A 17035-nucleotide genomic window follows, 5' to 3' on the forward strand; every position below is an offset into this window, starting at 1 on the left:
TTGCGGAGGCTGGTGCCGTATGCGTCGCCCCACGGTCATTCAGGTGGCGGGACGAGATCTCCGCGCAGCCGCCGGGTACGGAGCACCAGCTCCAGTTCGAAGCGGCGGTCCGGGTCGTCGAGGTCGTCGCCCCACAGCTCACGGAGCTGTCTCAGCCGGTAGCGCACGGTCTGCGGGTGGACACCGAGCCGGGCTGCCACCTCCGGGGCACCGCCCCGCGTTTCCAGCCAGGCCAGCAGTGTCTCGGCGAGACGGTGGGCGTGCGCCGGGCCGCCCGACTCGTCCAGCTGCGCCAGCCGCCGTCGCGCCAGGTCGTCGATCAACTCGCTTGCGGGCAGCAGGACCAGGGCTTCGACGTGCTCGCCGCAGTGCAGGAGCCGCCCTCGCGGCAGCAGGCCCTGCTCGATCATCCCGACGGCGGCCTCGGCCCAGCGCAGCGACATGGCGGCCTTCGCCACGGGAACCGACGGGCCGATCGCGCCGGACCAGCCGGCGACCGCCCGGTGCAGCAACTCCGCGCGTCCGGGGGCATCCGGGTCCGGTACGACCAGACGCGGACGCTCGCCCTCCATGTCCAGCAGGACCTCGTCGCCCACGGCAGGGGCGACAGCCTCCACGGCAGGGCGGAGCAGCACGGCCACCGCCACCTTCTCGGGCAGTTGCCAGCCCACGTCGGCCGCGCGGTCGGCAAGGAAGGGGGACGGATCCGAGCGGTGCTCGGCGAGCAGGAGATCGATGAGAAGACGCTGGAGGCGCAGCCGCTCACCGGCCTGGCGGGCGACGGCCTCGGCGTAGCCGCGTACCGACTGGGCCACGATCACGTCGAGGTACTCGAACGCGGACTCGGCCAGCTCGTACATGGCCGAGGACGGAATGTCGACCTGGTGGCCGACTTCCGCCATGCGCCGCCAGGAAAGGCGCACGCCCAGCCGGTAGATCCCCTGCAGGGAGTCCAGACTCCGGCCCTGCGCGACCTCGCCGCGTCCGAAGTCCCGGAACATCTCGGGAAGGGCGCGCGGCCGGTCCGACCCCGTGGTCATCTGCTCCACGAAGAGCTCCAGGGCGTGCCGGATCGCCACCAGGGCCTTCGGCTCCCCGGACTCGTCGACGATGAACACCAGAGCCGGGTGTTCCCGTCGGATCTCGGCGAGGATGTCCTGTGCCAGCTCGGGGACCTGCTCCAGGGCTCGGTCGGCGAACTGCTGAATCCGTTCTCGTGGCACGTTGCGCCACGCTGACGAGGCTTCCAAACCACCGCTCCAGGATGTCCGGTCTGCATGAGTTCGGTCAGCCGGCCTGTATAGGCCCAAACTAGCCCGCGCCGGGGCCCGGCGTGCTGGAAGGCCCGTGGGCGGGCGGGTCGGGGAATGTGACGAGCGGCACGTTCTGCTGCTCGGGTGCGGCGTCGAGTGCGGCGACGATTCCGAAGGCCGCGCCTGTGGCCAGAACGGCAGCGGCGGCGCAGGTCAGGAAGGCGGCGAGCAGTCTGGACATGAGGATGATCTGCCTCTCGGTCGATGAGGTCTGTCACCCAGCGCGCCGGCCCGGTCCGGCGCGGTCAGTATGCGAGGCGCATTGACAGGTGGTCAAGCGCCACCTAATTTCGCCGTTCACAGCAGTGTTACTCCCGGGTAAGCAGCTCATCGCCCCGGACAGGCTGTGATTCGTGCGCGCGGCCCTTCCCGCACAGCCCTGAACTCCCGCATCTCGCGTCCGTATCGGAGTACCCGCATGCGTCGTTCAACATCACCTTTTTCCCTGTTGCTGCTGGGTGTCGGTGTTTTTCTGCTGGTGCTCACCCAACTCCTCGCCTGGTACGTGGAGCCGCGTGCCAAGCGCACACCGACCGATGTGACCTCCACGACGGTCTTCGAGGGGCAGGGCAGCTACTTCGACACCGGGTCCGTTTCCAGGATGGACGACCAGACGATAACGATCACCCGCCGGGTGCTGGGGGACGTCGCCGGCAGTGAGCGCAGCGGAAACGCGATCTGGGACGTGTCGACCCAGATCGATACGCCGAAGACGCTGCCGCTCGCCGACCCGCGGAAATCCCTGCAATGGACCACGGAACGCTGGGTGACCGACCGCCGGACGAACCTCCCGGTGCACTGCTGCGAGGAGAAGCCCGGATTCGAGGGCGAGGCCTACCTGAAGTTCCCGTTCGATGTCGAGAAGCGCACCTACACCTGGTGGGACAGCACCCTGGGTGCCGCCGTGCCGCTGAAGTTCGAGGAGACCACCAAGATCAATGGGCACGAGGGCTACCGCTTCGCCGGCACTGTCAAGGCCACCGCGACCGGTACCCGTCTGGTGCCCGGCGTGCTGGTGGGCAGTGCCAAGCCGGGTCAGGTACTGGCCGAGGAGTGGTACTCCAACGCGAGGATCGAGCTGACCGTGGACCGGCGAACGGGTCGGATCATGAACGCGCTGATCGCGCCGAAGAAAACGCTGCGGGCCCCGGGGTCGAAGAAGGACGCGGTCACCCTGCTGTCCAGCAAGCGGCTGGAGTTCACCGACAAGACCCGGCGCGAGCAGGTGAAGCTGGCTTCCGAAGACGGCGGCCGGCTGAAGCTGCTCGGCGAGACCGCGCCCCTGGGGGGCGGGGTCGTGGGCGGCCTGCTCGCCGCCGTCGGCGTTGTGCTGCTGATGCGCGGCAGCCGACGGCCGGAACACTCAGGAGAGTGATAAAGCGGCGGCTGACCAGTGCCCCGAACTTGTCACCCGGTTGAGTAGCCGGAACGACTCGCCTGAAAGAAGACTGAGGTTACCCCCCAGTAAGAGCAAGGTGTCGGTGTGAGCGGGCTCCTGCCCTCAGGAGTCCGCCGTCGGCCAGGTGCTGAGACGACCGCACATCCACCGTCCGGCGCCGCAGTACCCGCAGTGCCCCTAGTGCCCGCAGTGCCCCTAGTACTCACAGTGCCCGCAGTACCCACAGTGCCCGTAGTGCCCGCACACCGAGCCAGCCAGCCCAGCGCTTCATCCCCGGAAGCCCGGCAATCCCTCACCCGCCTGCCTCCCGCAGCCGCCGAGTTGGAGCACCCCTATGCCCCAGCGCGCGTCCGCTCTGCCCCTCGGTCAGAAGGACTCCCTTTCCGTCCCCCCTCACACCCGCACCGGCAGCCATGTCTCCGACTCGCTCGCCGCCGACCCGCACCTCGCATCCCCCGGGGCACCACTGCCGCGTCGGATCACCTTCCTCGCCCGCCGTGACCTGGCCAACCAGGCCGCCGGCGGCTCGGAACTGCTCATCGACCGCATAGCCGAGGGCCTGACCGCCGACGGTCATGAGGTCACGCTCGTGTGCGGCGGCCCGGCCGCCGAACGCGCCTACCGGGTGGTCTCCGCAGGAAATGACGCAGGTCACTTCCTGCGCGCCAGGGCGACCTTCGCCCGCGAGGTCGGCGCCTGCGACCTGTTGGTCGAAGTGTGCAACGGCATGCCGTACCTGGCGCCGCTGTGGCATCGCGGACCAACGTTGTGCCTGGTCAACCACGTGCACACTGATCTCTGGCAGATGCGTTACCCGGGCCCGGCAGCGCGGCTCGGACGCAGGCTGGAGCACTGGGCACTGGCAGGCACCCACCGCGACAACCTGATGGTGGCCGTCTCCGAGTCGACCGCCTCCGAGCTGCGCGGCATCGGCGTGGCCGCGGACCGCATCCGGATCGTCAACAACGGAGTCGAAGACCCCGGCTCGCTGATTCCCGAGGCGAAGGAACCGCTGTTCCTGGCCGTCGGCCGACTGGTGGAGTACAAGCGCATCGACCTGCTCCTCAGGCTGTGGGAGCGGGTCCGCCCTGTCACCGGTGGCCGGCTTGTCATCGTGGGCGACGGTCCCGAACGGGAGCGGCTGGAAGCCGTGGCAGGCCCCGCCGTGACCTTCGCAGGCCGGGTGTCGGAGGCCGAGAAGCACCGGCTGATGTGCGAGGCGTGGCTGCTGCTGCACCCCTCCCTCGTCGAGGGCTGGGGGCTGGTGGTCACCGAGGCGGCCGCCCGGGCCACCCCCGCGATCGGTTTCGACATACCCGGCCTGTGCGACTCCATCGAGGACGGGAAGACCGGGGTGCTCGCCCGGGGCGAGAGTTCGTTCGCCGCGGCGTGGTGCGCCCTCTCCCTCAGCACCGACCGGCGCGCGGCCATGGGACGTGCCGCCGCGCTTCGCGCCACGCGCTTCCGCTGGAGCGCGACGGTCCGCCAGTTCCAGGCGGTCGCCGCCGAGGCCGCAGCGCTCGCCGCCGCCCCGAGAGGCGCCGGGAGCGACCGTGTCTGAGACCACCGAATGCGGATTCAAGGATCCGTCGCTGAAGCGATCGGCCGCCCTCTTCCGGGCGTTCATGCGCGAACAGAGCGATCCCGAGCGGTGCTACACCCTGCTGGCCCGCGACTCGGTCGCACAAGTGGCACGTCATATCGACCTGGCCGGCAAGATCGTCGTCGACGTCGGCGGCGGCAGCGGCCACTTCACCGAGGAGTTCCGCCGCCGTGGCGCGCAGAGCTACCTCTTCGAGCCCGAACTGCGGGAGCTGAGCGCCCGCGGCCCGGTCACCGAGGACGCGGTGCTCGCCGACGGATATCTGCTGCCGCTCGCCGACGGGGCGGCGGACGTGTGTTTCTCGTCCAATGTGCTGGAGCACGTGTCGGACCCGCAGACGTTCATCAGCGAGATGGCGCGGGTCACCCGTCCCGGCGGACTGATCTACCTGTCGTTCACCAACTGGCTCTCCCCCTGGGGAGGTCACGAGACCGCGCCGTGGCACTACCTCGGGGCCGACCGGGCCCGCGAACGCTACGCACGACGCACCGGCCGCGAGGCCAAGCACACGCTCGGCGAGAACCTCTTCCCCGTCCACATCGGTCCCATCCTCCGGTACGTCCGCAGTCGCGACGACGTGCAGATCGTCACGGCGCGCTCCCGTTACTGGCCATTCCTCGCGAGCACGATCACCCGGGTGCCGGGACTCCGCGAGATCGCCACCTGGAATCTGCTGCTGATTCTCAGGCGAAGCCCATGAGCATGCGAAGTGAGGAACGGTCATGACCACTACGGTCCAGGCGCCCGCCCGGGCGCCGCAGCCCGGCCCGACGCCGTCGGAGGCGTTCGGCGAGCCGCACGGACGACGCCTGCTGTTCGGCTTCTGGGCCGTCGTGCTGGCGTCGTTCCTCGCGGTGTCGCCGGGGAGGACGACGTTCGAGACCAAACTCGGCGTCGCCCTCGACCCCTGGCGCTTCATCGGCGACCTCGGTTCGCTGTGGAACGGCAACGTGGGCCTCGGCGGCATAGCGAACCAGTACATCGGCTACGCCTTTCCCGCACTCCCTTACTACGCGTTCATGGACCTGCTGCGGGTTCCGGTGTGGCTGGCCGAGCGGCTCTGGCTGTCGATCATCGTGACCGTCGCCTTCTGGGGTGCGCTCAGGCTCGCAGAGCGGCTGCGCGTGGGTGCGCCCGCGACCCGGGTCGTCGGTGCCGCGGTCTACGCGCTGTGGCCCACCTTCACGATCGTCATCGGATCGACTTCCGCCGCCGCGCTGCCCGGCGCCCTCCTGCCCTGGGTGCTGCTGCCGCTGACCTCCGCGACGCTGAGCCACCGGATGGCCGCCGCGCGTTCGGCCCTGCTGATCCCCTTCATGGGGGGCGTGAACGCCGCCTCCACAGTGGCCGCGCTGCTGCCCGTGGGGCTGTACCTGCTCAGCCGCCCGCCCGGCCGGCGCCGGCGCGCGCTGCTGGGCTGGTGGATACCGGGCGTTGTGCTGGCCACCGTCTGGTGGGTGGTGCCGCTGCTCCTGCTCGGCATCTACGGCGAGGACTTCATGCCGTACGTCGAGCAGGCCGACACGACCACCGCCACCATGTCCGCGACCGAACTGCTGCGCGGCGCCGGTAACTGGGTGGCCTACCTGAACTTCGGCGAGGCATGGCTGCCGGCCGGCTGGACCGTCGCGACCTCCGTCGTCACCGTCCTCGGTTCGGCGTTCGCCGCGGCGCTGGGGCTGGCGGGCCTGGCCCGGCGGGACCTGCCGGAGCGCCGCTGGCTGCTGCTGACCGTCCTGGCCGCCGTTCTGATCACGCTCGCGGGATACGGCGGAGCCTTCGGCGGTCCGTTCCACGGTGTCGTCCAGGACTGGCTGAACGGGCCGCTCAAGCCGTTCCGCAACATCTACAAGTTCCAGCCGGGACTGGCCCTCGCGCTCGCCCTCGGACTGGCCCATCTGACGGCCGTGCTCTCCGTGAGCAGAGGTCCCCGCGCACTCCGCGGCCGGCGCTGGGTGCCCGCGACCGCGGCGTTGCTGGTACTGCCCGGTCTGGCGCTCCCGTACGTCAACGGCTCGATCCTGCAGCCGGGGGCGTTCACCAAGCTGCCGACCCACTGGGAGCGGGCCGCCGGCTGGCTCAAGGCCAACGCCCCCGACAGCCGGGCCCTGGTCGTTCCGGCGACGGCGCACGGCATCTACACCTGGGGTTCCCCCATCGACCAGCCGTTCGACGTGCTGGCCGAGACCCCCTGGGCGCAGCGTGACTTCGTCCCCTTCGGCACTCCCGGAGCACGCCGTATGACCGACGCCGTCGAGCAGGCGCTGCTGTCCGGCAGCGAGGTTCCGGGCCTTCGGGCGTACCTGGCGCGGGCCGGCATGCACGAGGTGGTCGTCCGCAACGACCTCGACCCCGACCAGATCGGCTACGTCCCGCCGCAGACGGTGAAGCGGACCCTGGAGTCGTCCGGCTACCGCAAGGTCACCGGGTTCGGCCCGCTGGTGACCGGCGGACGCATCGCCGCCGACACCCCGCTCCAGGTGCAGGGGCTCTACCCGCGGCTCCAGGCCGTGGAGATCTACCAGCCGCAGGACCGCGATGCGCGGCCCGGCAGGGTCGGTGTCTCGGCCGTGGCCGACACGGCCGTCGTCAGCGGCGGACCGGAGGCGCTGCTCCAGCTGTCCGCCGACCCCTCGATGGCCGAGCGGCCGGCCGTACTGGCCGGGGACAGGCTTCCCCGGGGAGCCGTCGCACCGGTGAAGGCGGTCGCGGACGGGCTGCGCCGAGCCGACACCCGGTTCGGCCTGGTCAACAACAACACCTCGTACACCTACACGGTGGACGAGCGCAATCACTCCGGCAGCCTGCAGAACCCGGGGGAGAAGCCCAAGCAGATCCTGCCGCGGGAGGGCACCGGTCATCAGACGACGGCGGTGCTGCGCGGCGCCGAGTCCGTGACGGCGTCCAGCAGTGGCAACTGGCTGTTCCACCTGCCGCAGTACGACCCTGTGAACGCCTTCGACGGCAACCCGGACACCGCGTGGGCCGAGGGCAGCCCGGGCAGGCCGGCCGGCCAGTGGCTCAAAGTGGACTTCTCCCGGCCGACCGACATCCCGGCCTCCATCCAGCTGACGCCCCTGCCGGGCGACGCCATGCGCGCGGCGCCCACGCACGTGCGGATCGAGACCGACCGCGGTTCGGCCGAAAGCCCGCTGCAGACGAACGGCCTGCCGCAGACCGTCAAGGCTCCGTCCGGCGAGGCGTCCTGGATGAAGATCACCGTCGTTGCCGCGCAACAGGCGCGGCCGGGCCTGTCCGGAGCCGGATTCTCCGAAGTGTCGATCCCGGACGTACAGGTGACACGCATGCTGGTGTTGCCTGCCGACGCGGAGCGCACCGACGCGGCGGCGAGCGTGTACTCCCTGCACAGGGGCACCGACGCGGGCGGCTTGTCGCCCGTATCGGCCGAGGTGGGACTGCACCGGCGGTTCAGCACCCAGGAAGCGGGCGAGTACAAGGTGTCGGCGCGGGCCGTCGCCGTAGCCGGCGGCCCGTTGGACGAACTTCTGGACCGTTCGGCTCCCGGATCGAAGAACCGGGTGACGGCCTCCGTGGACTCCACCAGCCGCAACGGCATGTCTCTCAGCGCCCGCAACCTGGTCGACGGTGATCTGACGACCGCCTGGACAGCGGGCGACCGGCCGGTCGTCCACCTGAGCTGGCCCGGGAAGAAGAAGATCGACGAGATCATCCTCGTACCCGCGGGCGGGGTGTCCACCCGGCCCGAGCAGGTGACGATCAGTTCCCCGCACGGCGCCGCCGTGGCTGACGTGGACGAGAACGGACGGGTCCGCTTCCCGGCGGTCAAGACGAACCGGCTTGACATCACCATCAGCAGGGTCGCCCCGCTCACCATCCACAATCCGGTGGCGAACGCGCAGTTGCAGCTGCCGGTCGGGCTGAGCGAGGTGCATGTTCCCGCACTCGCCGATCTGCGGGTGCCGCGGCCCAAGCCGTCCGCGCGCTTCTCGCTGCCGTGCGGTGAGGGCCCGGACCTCGCTGTGGGCGGTGTCCTGCACAAGACGAAGGCCTCCGGACTCGTCCGGGACCTCACCGAGAGGCGTCCCGTCACCGTCGCCCTCTGCGCGGGGGAGGAGAAGGGCGGCACCCTGGAGCTTCCGCCCGGCGACCACGAGGTGGAGGCGGGGGACGCGGGGCCGCTGGCGATCACCGACGTCACGCTGACCCGGGGCACCCCACAGGAGATGGCGGGAGCGGCGGGTCGCGAGGCCACCGTCACCAGGTGGACCGACGACAGCCGGACCGTCTCGGTGTCGGCCGGCGCCGGCGAGGCCACGTACCTGCGGACCTACGAGAACGCCAACGACGGCTGGAAGGCCACCCTGGACGGCACGGAGCTGCAGCCGGTGCGTCTCGACGGCTGGCAGCAGGCCTGGGTGATCCCGGCCGGGGCGTCCGGCACGGTGACCATGGAGTTCGAACCCTCCACGGCGTACCGGGCAGCCCTGATCGGCGGTGCGATCGCGCTCGTCGGGCTGGCCGCCCTGGCCTTCGTGGGCCGCCGGCGCGACGCCGGTGGAGCCGTCGAGAAGCTGCCCGAACCAGCGGCTCCGGGGATGCTGCTCGGGGTACTGGCGCTGACCGCGGTCGTCGCGGTGGCGGCCGGGCCGCTGGCCCTGGTCGTGCCCGTACTCGCTGTGGCGGCGCGGATCCGTCCGGCCGTTCTGGTGCCGGCCGCGGCGGCGGCGATGGCCGCAGCCGGCCTCGTCGCGGCCCTCGGCGCCGGGGAGCCGGTCGCCGCGGGGGAGGGCGCGTTCAGCGGCTCCGCCCAGGTGCTCGCGCTGGTGGCCCTGTCCGCCGCGCTGGTGACGGCGGCGAGGCCGGTGTCCGTGGACGCCGGGCGCGAACATGACGACGGGCATGAGGACCACGATGTTTCCGAAGCGCCGGAAGCCGGACCGGTGGTCACGGCCAGGCTGCGAAGCACCGGCGACGGGCACCGGCCCGAACCGCCCCTTCGGCAGCCGGAAGGCGGTGGCCCCTCGTGATCGCGCCGTGGACCGCCGCCGGGAGGGGGGCCGCGCCCCCTCCCGGCAGGGTCCGGATTCCCTTTCCGACCACCGATGAGGTGTCGCGGCACTGCCTCAGTGACGACGAACCCGAGAGCGTACACATCGAGGTCCACCTGCCCGGACGGCTGGACCCGGCACGGCTGCGGGCCGCCTTCCGGCGGGCGCTGCTGGCGCACCCCAGGGTGCTGATGCGGGAAGTGCCCGGCCGTCGGCACCGGCGGTCCTTCGCGTGGGAGCTGACCGGTCGGCCGGACAGTGATCCGGTGAGGCTCGCGGGGCGGGGCCCCGACGCGTTGGCCAGGGCCCGGGCCCGCGCCCTGAGCGAATGCCCGCCGCTCACCCTGTCGCCGCCGATGCGCCTGGAAGTCGTCGAGGCGGACGACGGAACGGCCGTCCCGGAGCCGTCGGCGACGGGCGTGACTTCCGAGACCGGGACCGTGCTGCTGCTGACGATGCATCACACGGCCCTCGACGCGCCGTCGGGGCTGCGGGTGCTCGCCACGACCGCCGAACAATACGGCGGCGTGGCCGGCCCCCCAATCACCGGGCGGGTCCGGCCGGGGCGCTCGGGCCCGGCTCCGGGCGGGACCGGCCGCACCGGCCGCGCCGTACGTGCGCGCCCCGTGCGCGTCGCGCCGGACTCCCGCCCCGGGCAGGTACGTGCCCGCGCCGTGGGCAACGGCATGCTGCAGGCGGACCTGCCCGTTCCGCGGCGCGCGGCGCGGAACGGAGGACTCCAGCCCTGGACCGTCAACGACCAACTGCTGGTCGCCGCATCACTGATGGTGGGCCGCTGGAACGTCTCGCAGGGCCGGCCGGCCGGTCCGGTACGGATCACGATGCCCGTGGACGACCGGCCGCGTGGCCCGGAGATGCCGATGGGCAACGGAACCCGGCTTGTCGAGGTGGCCATGACCTCCGAGGACCCGCGCGACACGGACCTGCTGCTCGGTGAGCGGCCGGACCCGGCAGCCGTGGACCGCCTGCTGCGCACCACGGCTCGGCGCACCCACGCGCTGAAGTCGGCCCATGGTGCCCCCCTGGGTGCCGGGGCGACTCTGCTCACCGCACCGCTGCTACCGGTTGGCATCCGGGGCGTGCTCACCCGTGGCGCACGGCGGGCGGCGGCGTCCTGGACGTCGACGGCGCTGGTCACCAACCTCGGACGCGTGCCGTACGCGCTGGACTTCGGCGACGCCGGCCGGGCGACAGCCGTGTGGTTCTCCGCACCGGCGCGGATGCCGCGCGGGCTGAGCGTGGCGGCGGCTTCCACCGGCGGGCGACTGCATGTGACGCTGCGCTGGTCGCGGGCGCTGCTCGGTGACGCGGCCGGCGCGGACCTGGTGGGCCTGTTCCAGGAGTCGCTGTCGAGGACGTCTCTCACCCCGGCCGGGGCGGATGCTCCGGGAGCGGGGCGGGGAGCCGGAATCCGGGAGGCGGACGCCACCGCCGCGGACGCCGAGGCGTCCACGGACCGGGATCACGCATGGCCCCCGGGCGGGCCGTACCACCGCGACACACCGCATCCGGACCCGACACCACGTGGAGCCCGCTCCACCCAGGACAGCCAGAAGAGGCCATCATGACCCTCTCCGCCGGCGGCTCCGCAGCACACGGGAAGCCGCCCGAGCCGGCGGTGACTTCGCCGGGCCGGCCGGTCCCCGGGCTGCGGGACTTCTACGAGAACCCCACCGTTCCCGTCGCCTCCGGGGAAGCCCGTACCCTGCGCCAGGCCCGAATGCTGGCCGATGCGCTCGGCCCCGTGGGGCCCGGCCGCCCGGCCGCCACCGTGCTCGACGTGGGCTGCGGGGACGGCTCGGCCGGCGCGACCGCGGCCCGCGTCCTGGACGGGCACCGCGTCGTGGGGATCGACTGGTCGCAGGACGCGCTGCGCCGGGCGGCGCCGCGCCTGAGCCAGGTCGTCCGCGGCGAACTGACCGGCAGTGGGCTGCCGTTCGCCTCCGGCAGTGCCGACGCCGTGCTGTTCAGCGAGGTCGTCGAGCACCTTGTCGACCCCGACAGCGCCCTCGACGAACTGCGCAGGGTACTGCGACGCGGTGGGCATCTGATGCTCTCGACGCCGAACCTCGGCGCCTGGTACAACCGCGCCCTGCTGCTCGCCGGAGTCCAGCCGGTGTTCTCCGAGGTGAGTCTGCGCCGCATCCACGGCAGGCCGGGCAGGGAGGTGGTGGGTCATCTGAGGCTGTACACGGCGCGTGCGCTGCGCGAGTTCGTGGCGGCGTCCGGGTTCGAGGTGGTGGCGGTCGCCGGTGCGCCGTTCCACGGAGTGCCGCGCCCGCTCCGCCCGCTGGACCGCCTGGCCTGCGGGCTGCCGTCCCTCGCCTCCATCCTCCTCGTGCATGCGAGAAAGGTGTAGCCCGTGGTGTGGGGTGTGGTCGCCGCGCTGGTGGCGAACGTCCTGTACAGCACCGGCTTCGTCCTGGAGAAGCGGGCGCTGGCCGGCATGCCGCCGCTGAGCGCCGCACAGCCGGGCCGGGCCCTCGTCCTGCTGGCCCGCAGGCCCTTGTGGATCTGCGGGGCCATGGCGCTGGCCCTGGGGTTCGCCGCGCAGCTGGCCGTCTACCGCACACTGCCGATCGCCGCCGCCCAGGGCTTGTTCCTGTCCGGTCTGGTCCTCCTGCTGGTGCTCTCTTCGGTGGTGCTCGGTGAGCGCCCCTCCGGCCGTGAGCGGCGCGTGGTGGCTGTCATCGGTCTGGCGCTGGTGATGGTGGTGGCCTCGCTGCACGGGACCAGCGAGGAGATCAGCCGCAGCGCGCCCACAGGCATCCTGCTGGCACTGTGCGTGCCGACCCTCATGGCTGGGCTGGTGCTCTACACGGCCGCGGAGCGGCGCGCCCGCCGACGTCATCGGCAGCCGACGACCGGGCTGGCCTACGCGGTCGCGGTCGGTCTGATCTACGGCGTCAGCTCGCTCGCCATCAAGGGCGTCTCCGGGCACCTGGACACCTCGGACCTCCCGGGCTCCGTGCCCGCCCTGCTCGCCACCCCGTACCCGTACCTCCTCCTGCTGACAGGGGGCAGCGGACTGGTGCTGTCGCAGACCGCGCTGCAGCGCTGCCGGGCGTCACTGATCGTCCCGGTGTGCTCGACGGTGACCTGCGTGTTCACGATCGTGAGCGGCACGATCGCGTTCGACGAACCGCTGCCCGACGACTCGTTGCGGCTGTTACTGCGTCTCGGCGGCACCTTGCTCGCGCTGACGGTCCTGCTCATCCTGCCGCGACACGACGCGGACACCCCCACCTCCGAAGGAACCCGTTCATGAAGCCTGACAGCCCGCTGCTGAAGATTCTCGCCTGCCCGCTCGACAAGGGCCCGCTGATCCTCGAGGAGACCGGGGGCGCCCTCTACAATCCGCGCCTGCGCCGCCGCTATCCGATCGTCGACGGCATTCCGCAACTGCTTCCCTCCTCCGGTGTGCCCGCCGTCGAAGAGGAACCTGCCGTCGAGAACAGGCATGGCCTGTCCGCCGGACCATCCGATTCCGCCGGTGGGGACCGCGCCTAGCCGCTCCCGGACGCTGCTAGCCGCTCCCGGACGCTGCGGGACGAGCCGTGCCGGCGTCTCGCCGCCGATGGCCGGACAGGCCACGGCGATCCCTGCCGCCTCTGCGGCGCCGGCGTGCGAGTGACCGGTCGAGCGCCGCGCAATCCACCGTGACCACCAGGTCGGTTCCGGCACGAATGGGCCGGCGATCGCAGGTGGAAGAGGGGTGGGAGTACGGTCGGGGTCGTCCTTGCGGAGGTTGGTGGACACCAGCAAGGACAACCTGCAATGGCAGGTTCGGCTGTCGTTCCTTGCGTGACACGGTTGCTGACTTTAGGTAGTAAATCCGGCCGTGCCAAACATTGGTGACCGACGAGTTCCGTGCGACTCGCCGAGGCCTCTCCAGCTCACCCCATGGCGGATGCGTGACAAGAAGGTGAAGCATCCGAGAGGTGGTTCGACTGGTTCGATCCGGTTCAGTGCCTGCGGCCGGATAGCCGCCGACGCGGGAAGGGCGGAGCGGCGCAGCTTGAGGGCAGGAGCGCAGCCGAGTAGCGCCTGCGGCTCAACACACCCGCACCCTGCCGTGTGTACAGGAGGCCGCAGCGTGGACGGATCTTTTGTATACGTGTGGTCTGCTCCGTAGGCGCGTCCCGCCGCGGCTACGTGGCGGGAGGCTGGGGCGCTGGCAGGGCGCCCAGCTGCTTTGTGGCAGTTCTGGCAGTATTGCCCTCTGCTGCCGAGGGAGGGCTCCGTCGCTTCGTACCGGAAGGTGCTGTGCTTCGCGTGATCGAAGATAGAAGCACCGCTTTTACTGATCGTTTCAGAGTGAGGTTCGGAGTCGTCTCAAGCAGATGACGTTGCAGACGAGTTGGAGCAAACCCAGGTGGAGGTCGGCGCATATCTCGTAGCGGGTCCGTAGCCGCTTGAACTGGTGAAGCCATGCCAAGGTCCGCTCGACGACCCAGCGGGTCCTGCCCAGGCCGGAGCTGTGGGTTATGGCCGCAGGGCCATCCCCGTCGATCGAACGACGGGTTCCACTGCCTACGACCGCTCCCCCCGCTGGAAGATCCGGAGAGCCTGTCGTAACCGACGGTTGTGCCGAGCTCGCGCCCGGCGCGGCCCCTGCTTCGTCAATGACAACCTGTTGACCAGCTGCGGTCGCCTGGTGTCGCTGGGCCACGCACCGATCCACCAGGTCCCTCCCAAGGAGCTGTGAGTCTGTCACCTTCCCTTCGTCGGCCTATCACTGGGCGTGAGTGGGGTCACGATGTGGCCGTGTAATCGATAGACCATCTCGTCTGGCGCCGACAGCATGCGTGAACTGCGCCAAGCCGCGTCGAACGGAGTACCAGGGCGCGCTCGTTGCAGACGGCGTGCCCGCCAGCTGGTGATGGGGTCGAGAAGCAGGCGCCACAATGTCAGTCTCACCTCGCTCACCCCGCGCTGCGCAAGTGGGTCTGGCCGGCTGACGGATTTGCTTCTGCTGACTCTGTTTCCTCTTGGGTGAGGGCGGCGAGAGCGTCATGCAGCACTAGGAGTGCTCGGTTCCGCATCTCGGCGTCGGTGAAGCCGCGGCCTACGTGTTCCCATTGCTCCAGGAGTGGGCACCACCATTTTTCAGACGCGGCAACTGATCGAGCCACACGCTGCCAGTCTGCTACCTGCTGAGGGTCTAGCGGGTCGGTGCTTCGCTCAATGCGGTCTAGGAGCAGCAGGGACGGGTGCTCGTATAGTTCCTCCCTGAGGAAGCGCAGCCGACGCACTCTTTCCTCGTCTTCCCTGCGTTGCACCAGGATCTGGTGGGAAGCCGCCGTCAAGCGCAGGTCGGCGCGGACGTCCGCGAGCCGGTAGTGGACTGTGCGGAAGCGGTGTGGCTCGCCCAACATGGCGTTCACCGTGTCCTGCGCGGTCTGCACGTCGGTGGCCGGCAGGCGTACCAGGGCGTTCGCAGCGTCGGTGACGGTGCGTTCCCGTACCAATTCCTCGAGGTTCGGCCGAGTGCGCCAAGTCGGCCTCCAGATGATGGTGAACGTGGCCTCGAAGGGCACCCCTTCGGTGGCACTTGGTAGCTGCCTTGGTACAGGACAGTGAGTGGTCCGCGTGGCCGGGCGCCAGAACCATCTCACGCCAGATCCTCCGTTTCCCCGATGCTGATCAAGGGACGGAGACGCTTGTCCACGAGATGCTGGTAGAAGTCCGCCCCGGCGTTCTCTCCGGCGGCTGTGCGAACGTCCATGAGCGCCTGCATGAGGTCCATGGAGGCATGGAACATCCGATGCCCGCGCAGCACGGGAACGAGCCGGGCGACCACCTCGTCGTAGGCGCTCTCATCGGTGGCAGACGTTGCGATCCACGAAGAGAGCTGAGGAATGACATCCGGTGCGGTGTTCATGTCGCCGAGAAGTTCCCTGAGAGCACGGTCAACGTCGATGCCGAGGCTTTCGCCGTGCGTCAGCAGGTGGGGGAGCGGTTCCTGCTGGATCGTCATTAGGGCCAGGAAGGCAAGGCCGCCTGCTCGGCTGCTTGCCTTTGCGTCCTGCCAGGCCTGTACCTCCTCAGCCAGTCGTTCGATACCGCCAGGTTGTCCGGACAGCTCGGTGAACACGTTCAGGACAGCGTTCCTGGTGTCGTCCGCAGGCGAAGCGTGAACAACTCGGCGCAGCCGAACCATAGCCATCTTGATCATGGAGGTGTTTGCGTCCTGGTCGTTCAGGACGCGCTGGCAGATGGAGACGACTGAATCGGCGAATTCCTGAGTGCCCGCCCATCGGTACAGGGCGCCCCATGCTCGCCGGCCGATGTGCTCGTCGTGTACGGCTCGGAGCATTACGGCTGGTAGTAGCTCGCTCTTCGCTCCGCGCGTGACGCTGCCGAGCAGACTGAAGTGCTCGGTACTCCCGTGACGGAGGATGAGAGTGGAGACAGCGTCGACGGAGCGTTCCGGGGCAGAAGCCCCCCCGTCCTTGACCAGCCATTGCAGGAGAGGCCGACGCATGACTTCGTAGTTGTCCCAGACGTAGGTGAGCACCGCCTTCCCGTAGCCGAGCCGGTCGAAGGTGACCGCGTCGTAGGAGTCGACGGAACCGCCCACGTCGATGACACGGCGGCGTAGCCCGCGGCCGGCGAAGACGGCCTGAGTGCCGGAACCGAGAGCAGTGCGCCCGGGGTCAGTCGAGGTGACGGTCTCCTGCAGCATGCGTACTGACTGCGCGATGTCCGGAAGAGGCGAGGACTGACGGGCTGCCAGGGACAGCAGCAGACAGCGGTCGTCGAAGGTGAGAGACGCGTCCTTCCCGCCGTGAACGGTCACCGTCTCGCCGAAGAGATTGTCGAGCTTGTCGCGCCAGTCGGACAGAGCATCCGTCATCCGTCCCGCGAGCTCGCTGTCAGATGCCACAGCGTGCGGGTCCGTGACGGCGATGGTGGTGCGGGTGGCACGCTCGTACTCCTGCCATGCAGTGATGACAGTGCCGGCGGCGCGTACCGCCTCAACCGCGTCGAGTCCGTCGAGTGACACCCTCGCCGGATCCAGGGCGTCGAGGTAGGGGATCAGCCCCACACAGTTGCGTGCGCGTAGATGAGCTTCGACGACCTGACGCGCGGGCGGAGGGGTATGCAGGCGTACGACCTGCACATTTGATCCGGGTAGGAGCAGTTTGTGGTCGTAAAGTGCCTCCGACACGGTGATGACGAGGTAGGAGTCGCAGGCTTCGAGGTCTTGGGCATGCCGGTCCAAGGCGGAGACGAAGTCGGCCGATGGGCGATCTCGGTCAGGGTCCTTGAGGTCGAGCTGAAAGGCGCGTCGTTCCACCAGCGGCAGTCTTCCGACCTTGGGGGTGGTCCAGTCCGCATCCAGTTTGACCAGATCGATGTGGGTACCGGTGTGGCGTGCCAGGAGTTGGAGGGCGAAGGTGGTGGAGCCATAAGAGCCCGGTGCTACAACCACGAGAAGGCGCTGCTCCAGGCGTGATGTCGCCAGGTTGACCACCTTGTTCCAGGCGTTGCTCCATTCGTTGTCACGCACGAATGGCTGCTGACGGATGTCGTCCCGCTCGAGACCGACACCGTCCAGGACGTCACGCGTGCGTTTCTCGATGTGGAGGTTTTTGACGATGTTGGCCACGACATCGGCCTGCTGGATTGCCACCGGCACGGTGGCGGAGGGCAGAACCACTTC

12 protein-coding genes and 1 pseudogene are annotated in these 17035 nt (G+C 70.0%); 8 read left to right on the forward strand and 5 right to left on the reverse strand.

Features of this window, described 5'->3' with window-relative positions; genetic code table 11:
* Positions 1-35: 35 nt before the first annotated feature.
* A complete protein-coding gene (locus tag ACWD0Y_RS10815) occupies positions 36-1223 on the reverse strand; it encodes a PucR family transcriptional regulator (RefSeq protein ID WP_450260033.1) in 1188 nt (395 codons plus the stop codon).
* 88 nt (positions 1224-1311) lie between these two features.
* The gene (locus tag ACWD0Y_RS10820) at positions 1312-1494 is read right to left on the reverse strand and encodes a hypothetical protein (RefSeq protein ID WP_450260034.1); all 183 of its coding nucleotides are present in this window, start codon (positions 1492-1494) and stop codon (positions 1312-1314) included.
* A gap of 237 nt (positions 1495-1731) precedes the next feature.
* Here ACWD0Y_RS10820 and ACWD0Y_RS10825 point away from each other — a divergent pair, with 237 nt between their 5' ends.
* From ACWD0Y_RS10825 to ACWD0Y_RS10860, 8 genes are all read left to right on the forward strand, one after another.
* Positions 1732-2688: a DUF3068 domain-containing protein gene (locus ACWD0Y_RS10825; RefSeq protein WP_450260035.1), complete on the forward strand. Its 957-nt coding sequence runs from the start codon at positions 1732-1734 to the stop codon at positions 2686-2688.
* 358 nt (positions 2689-3046) lie between these two features.
* Complete coding sequence (locus tag ACWD0Y_RS10830; RefSeq protein ID WP_450260036.1) at positions 3047-4273, forward strand: glycosyltransferase family 4 protein; 1227 nt, start codon at positions 3047-3049, stop codon at positions 4271-4273.
* Between the two features lie 64 nt (positions 4274-4337).
* On the forward strand, positions 4338-5015 hold the full coding sequence (locus tag ACWD0Y_RS10835; protein WP_450260073.1) for a class I SAM-dependent methyltransferase: 678 nt from the start codon (positions 4338-4340) through the stop codon (positions 5013-5015).
* Positions 5016-5037: 22 nt separating this feature from the next.
* Complete coding sequence (locus ACWD0Y_RS10840; RefSeq protein ID WP_450260037.1) at positions 5038-9324, forward strand: alpha-(1->3)-arabinofuranosyltransferase domain-containing protein; 4287 nt, start codon at positions 5038-5040, stop codon at positions 9322-9324.
* Positions 9321-10934, forward strand: coding sequence for a condensation protein (locus ACWD0Y_RS10845; RefSeq protein ID WP_450260038.1), 1614 nt, complete (start codon positions 9321-9323; stop codon positions 10932-10934). The genes ACWD0Y_RS10840 and ACWD0Y_RS10845 overlap by 4 nt, the downstream gene beginning before the upstream one ends.
* Complete coding sequence (locus ACWD0Y_RS10850) at positions 10931-11725, forward strand: class I SAM-dependent methyltransferase (RefSeq protein ID WP_450260039.1); 795 nt, start codon at positions 10931-10933, stop codon at positions 11723-11725. Before ACWD0Y_RS10845 ends, ACWD0Y_RS10850 begins: the two co-directional genes overlap by 4 nt.
* Before the next feature lie 3 nt (positions 11726-11728).
* Positions 11729-12634 (forward strand): DMT family transporter, encoded by a 906-nt coding sequence (locus tag ACWD0Y_RS10855; RefSeq protein WP_450260040.1) that lies wholly within the window; start codon positions 11729-11731, stop codon positions 12632-12634.
* A complete protein-coding gene (locus ACWD0Y_RS10860) occupies positions 12631-12876 on the forward strand; it encodes a Trm112 family protein (protein WP_450260041.1) in 246 nt (81 codons plus the stop codon). The genes ACWD0Y_RS10855 and ACWD0Y_RS10860 overlap by 4 nt, the downstream gene beginning before the upstream one ends.
* Before the next feature lie 802 nt (positions 12877-13678).
* Here ACWD0Y_RS10860 and ACWD0Y_RS10865 read toward each other — a convergent pair.
* From ACWD0Y_RS10865 to ACWD0Y_RS10875, 3 genes and pseudogenes are all read right to left on the reverse strand, one after another.
* Positions 13679-13855 (reverse strand): annotated as a pseudogene (locus ACWD0Y_RS10865) (transposase); the annotation flags it as partial.
* Positions 13856-14291: 436 nt separating this feature from the next.
* Positions 14292-14906: a hypothetical protein gene (locus tag ACWD0Y_RS10870; RefSeq protein ID WP_450260042.1), complete on the reverse strand. Its 615-nt coding sequence runs from the start codon at positions 14904-14906 to the stop codon at positions 14292-14294.
* A gap of 74 nt (positions 14907-14980) precedes the next feature.
* On the reverse strand, positions 14981-17005 hold the full coding sequence (locus tag ACWD0Y_RS10875; RefSeq protein ID WP_450260043.1) for a hypothetical protein: 2025 nt from the start codon (positions 17003-17005) through the stop codon (positions 14981-14983).
* Positions 17006-17035 lie beyond the last annotated feature (30 nt).

The sequence above is a fragment of the Streptomyces altiplanensis genome (assembly GCF_053591575.1).

Excerpts from the sequence above, each read along its gene's own strand:
- ACWD0Y_RS10820 (WP_450260034.1), bottom strand. The coding sequence starts at position 1,494 with ATGTCCAGACTGCTCGCCGCCTTCCTGACCTGCGCCGCCGCTGCCGTT.
- ACWD0Y_RS10825 (WP_450260035.1), top strand. The coding sequence starts at position 1,732 with ATGCGTCGTTCAACATCACCTTTTTCCCTGTTGCTGCTGGGTGTCGGT.
- ACWD0Y_RS10830 (WP_450260036.1), top strand. The coding sequence starts at position 3,047 with ATGCCCCAGCGCGCGTCCGCTCTGCCCCTCGGTCAGAAGGACTCCCTT.
- ACWD0Y_RS10835 (WP_450260073.1), top strand. The coding sequence starts at position 4,338 with ATGCGCGAACAGAGCGATCCCGAGCGGTGCTACACCCTGCTGGCCCGC.
- ACWD0Y_RS10840 (WP_450260037.1), top strand. The coding sequence starts at position 5,038 with ATGACCACTACGGTCCAGGCGCCCGCCCGGGCGCCGCAGCCCGGCCCG.
- ACWD0Y_RS10850 (WP_450260039.1), top strand. The coding sequence starts at position 10,931 with ATGACCCTCTCCGCCGGCGGCTCCGCAGCACACGGGAAGCCGCCCGAG.
- ACWD0Y_RS10860 (WP_450260041.1), top strand. The coding sequence starts at position 12,631 with ATGAAGCCTGACAGCCCGCTGCTGAAGATTCTCGCCTGCCCGCTCGAC.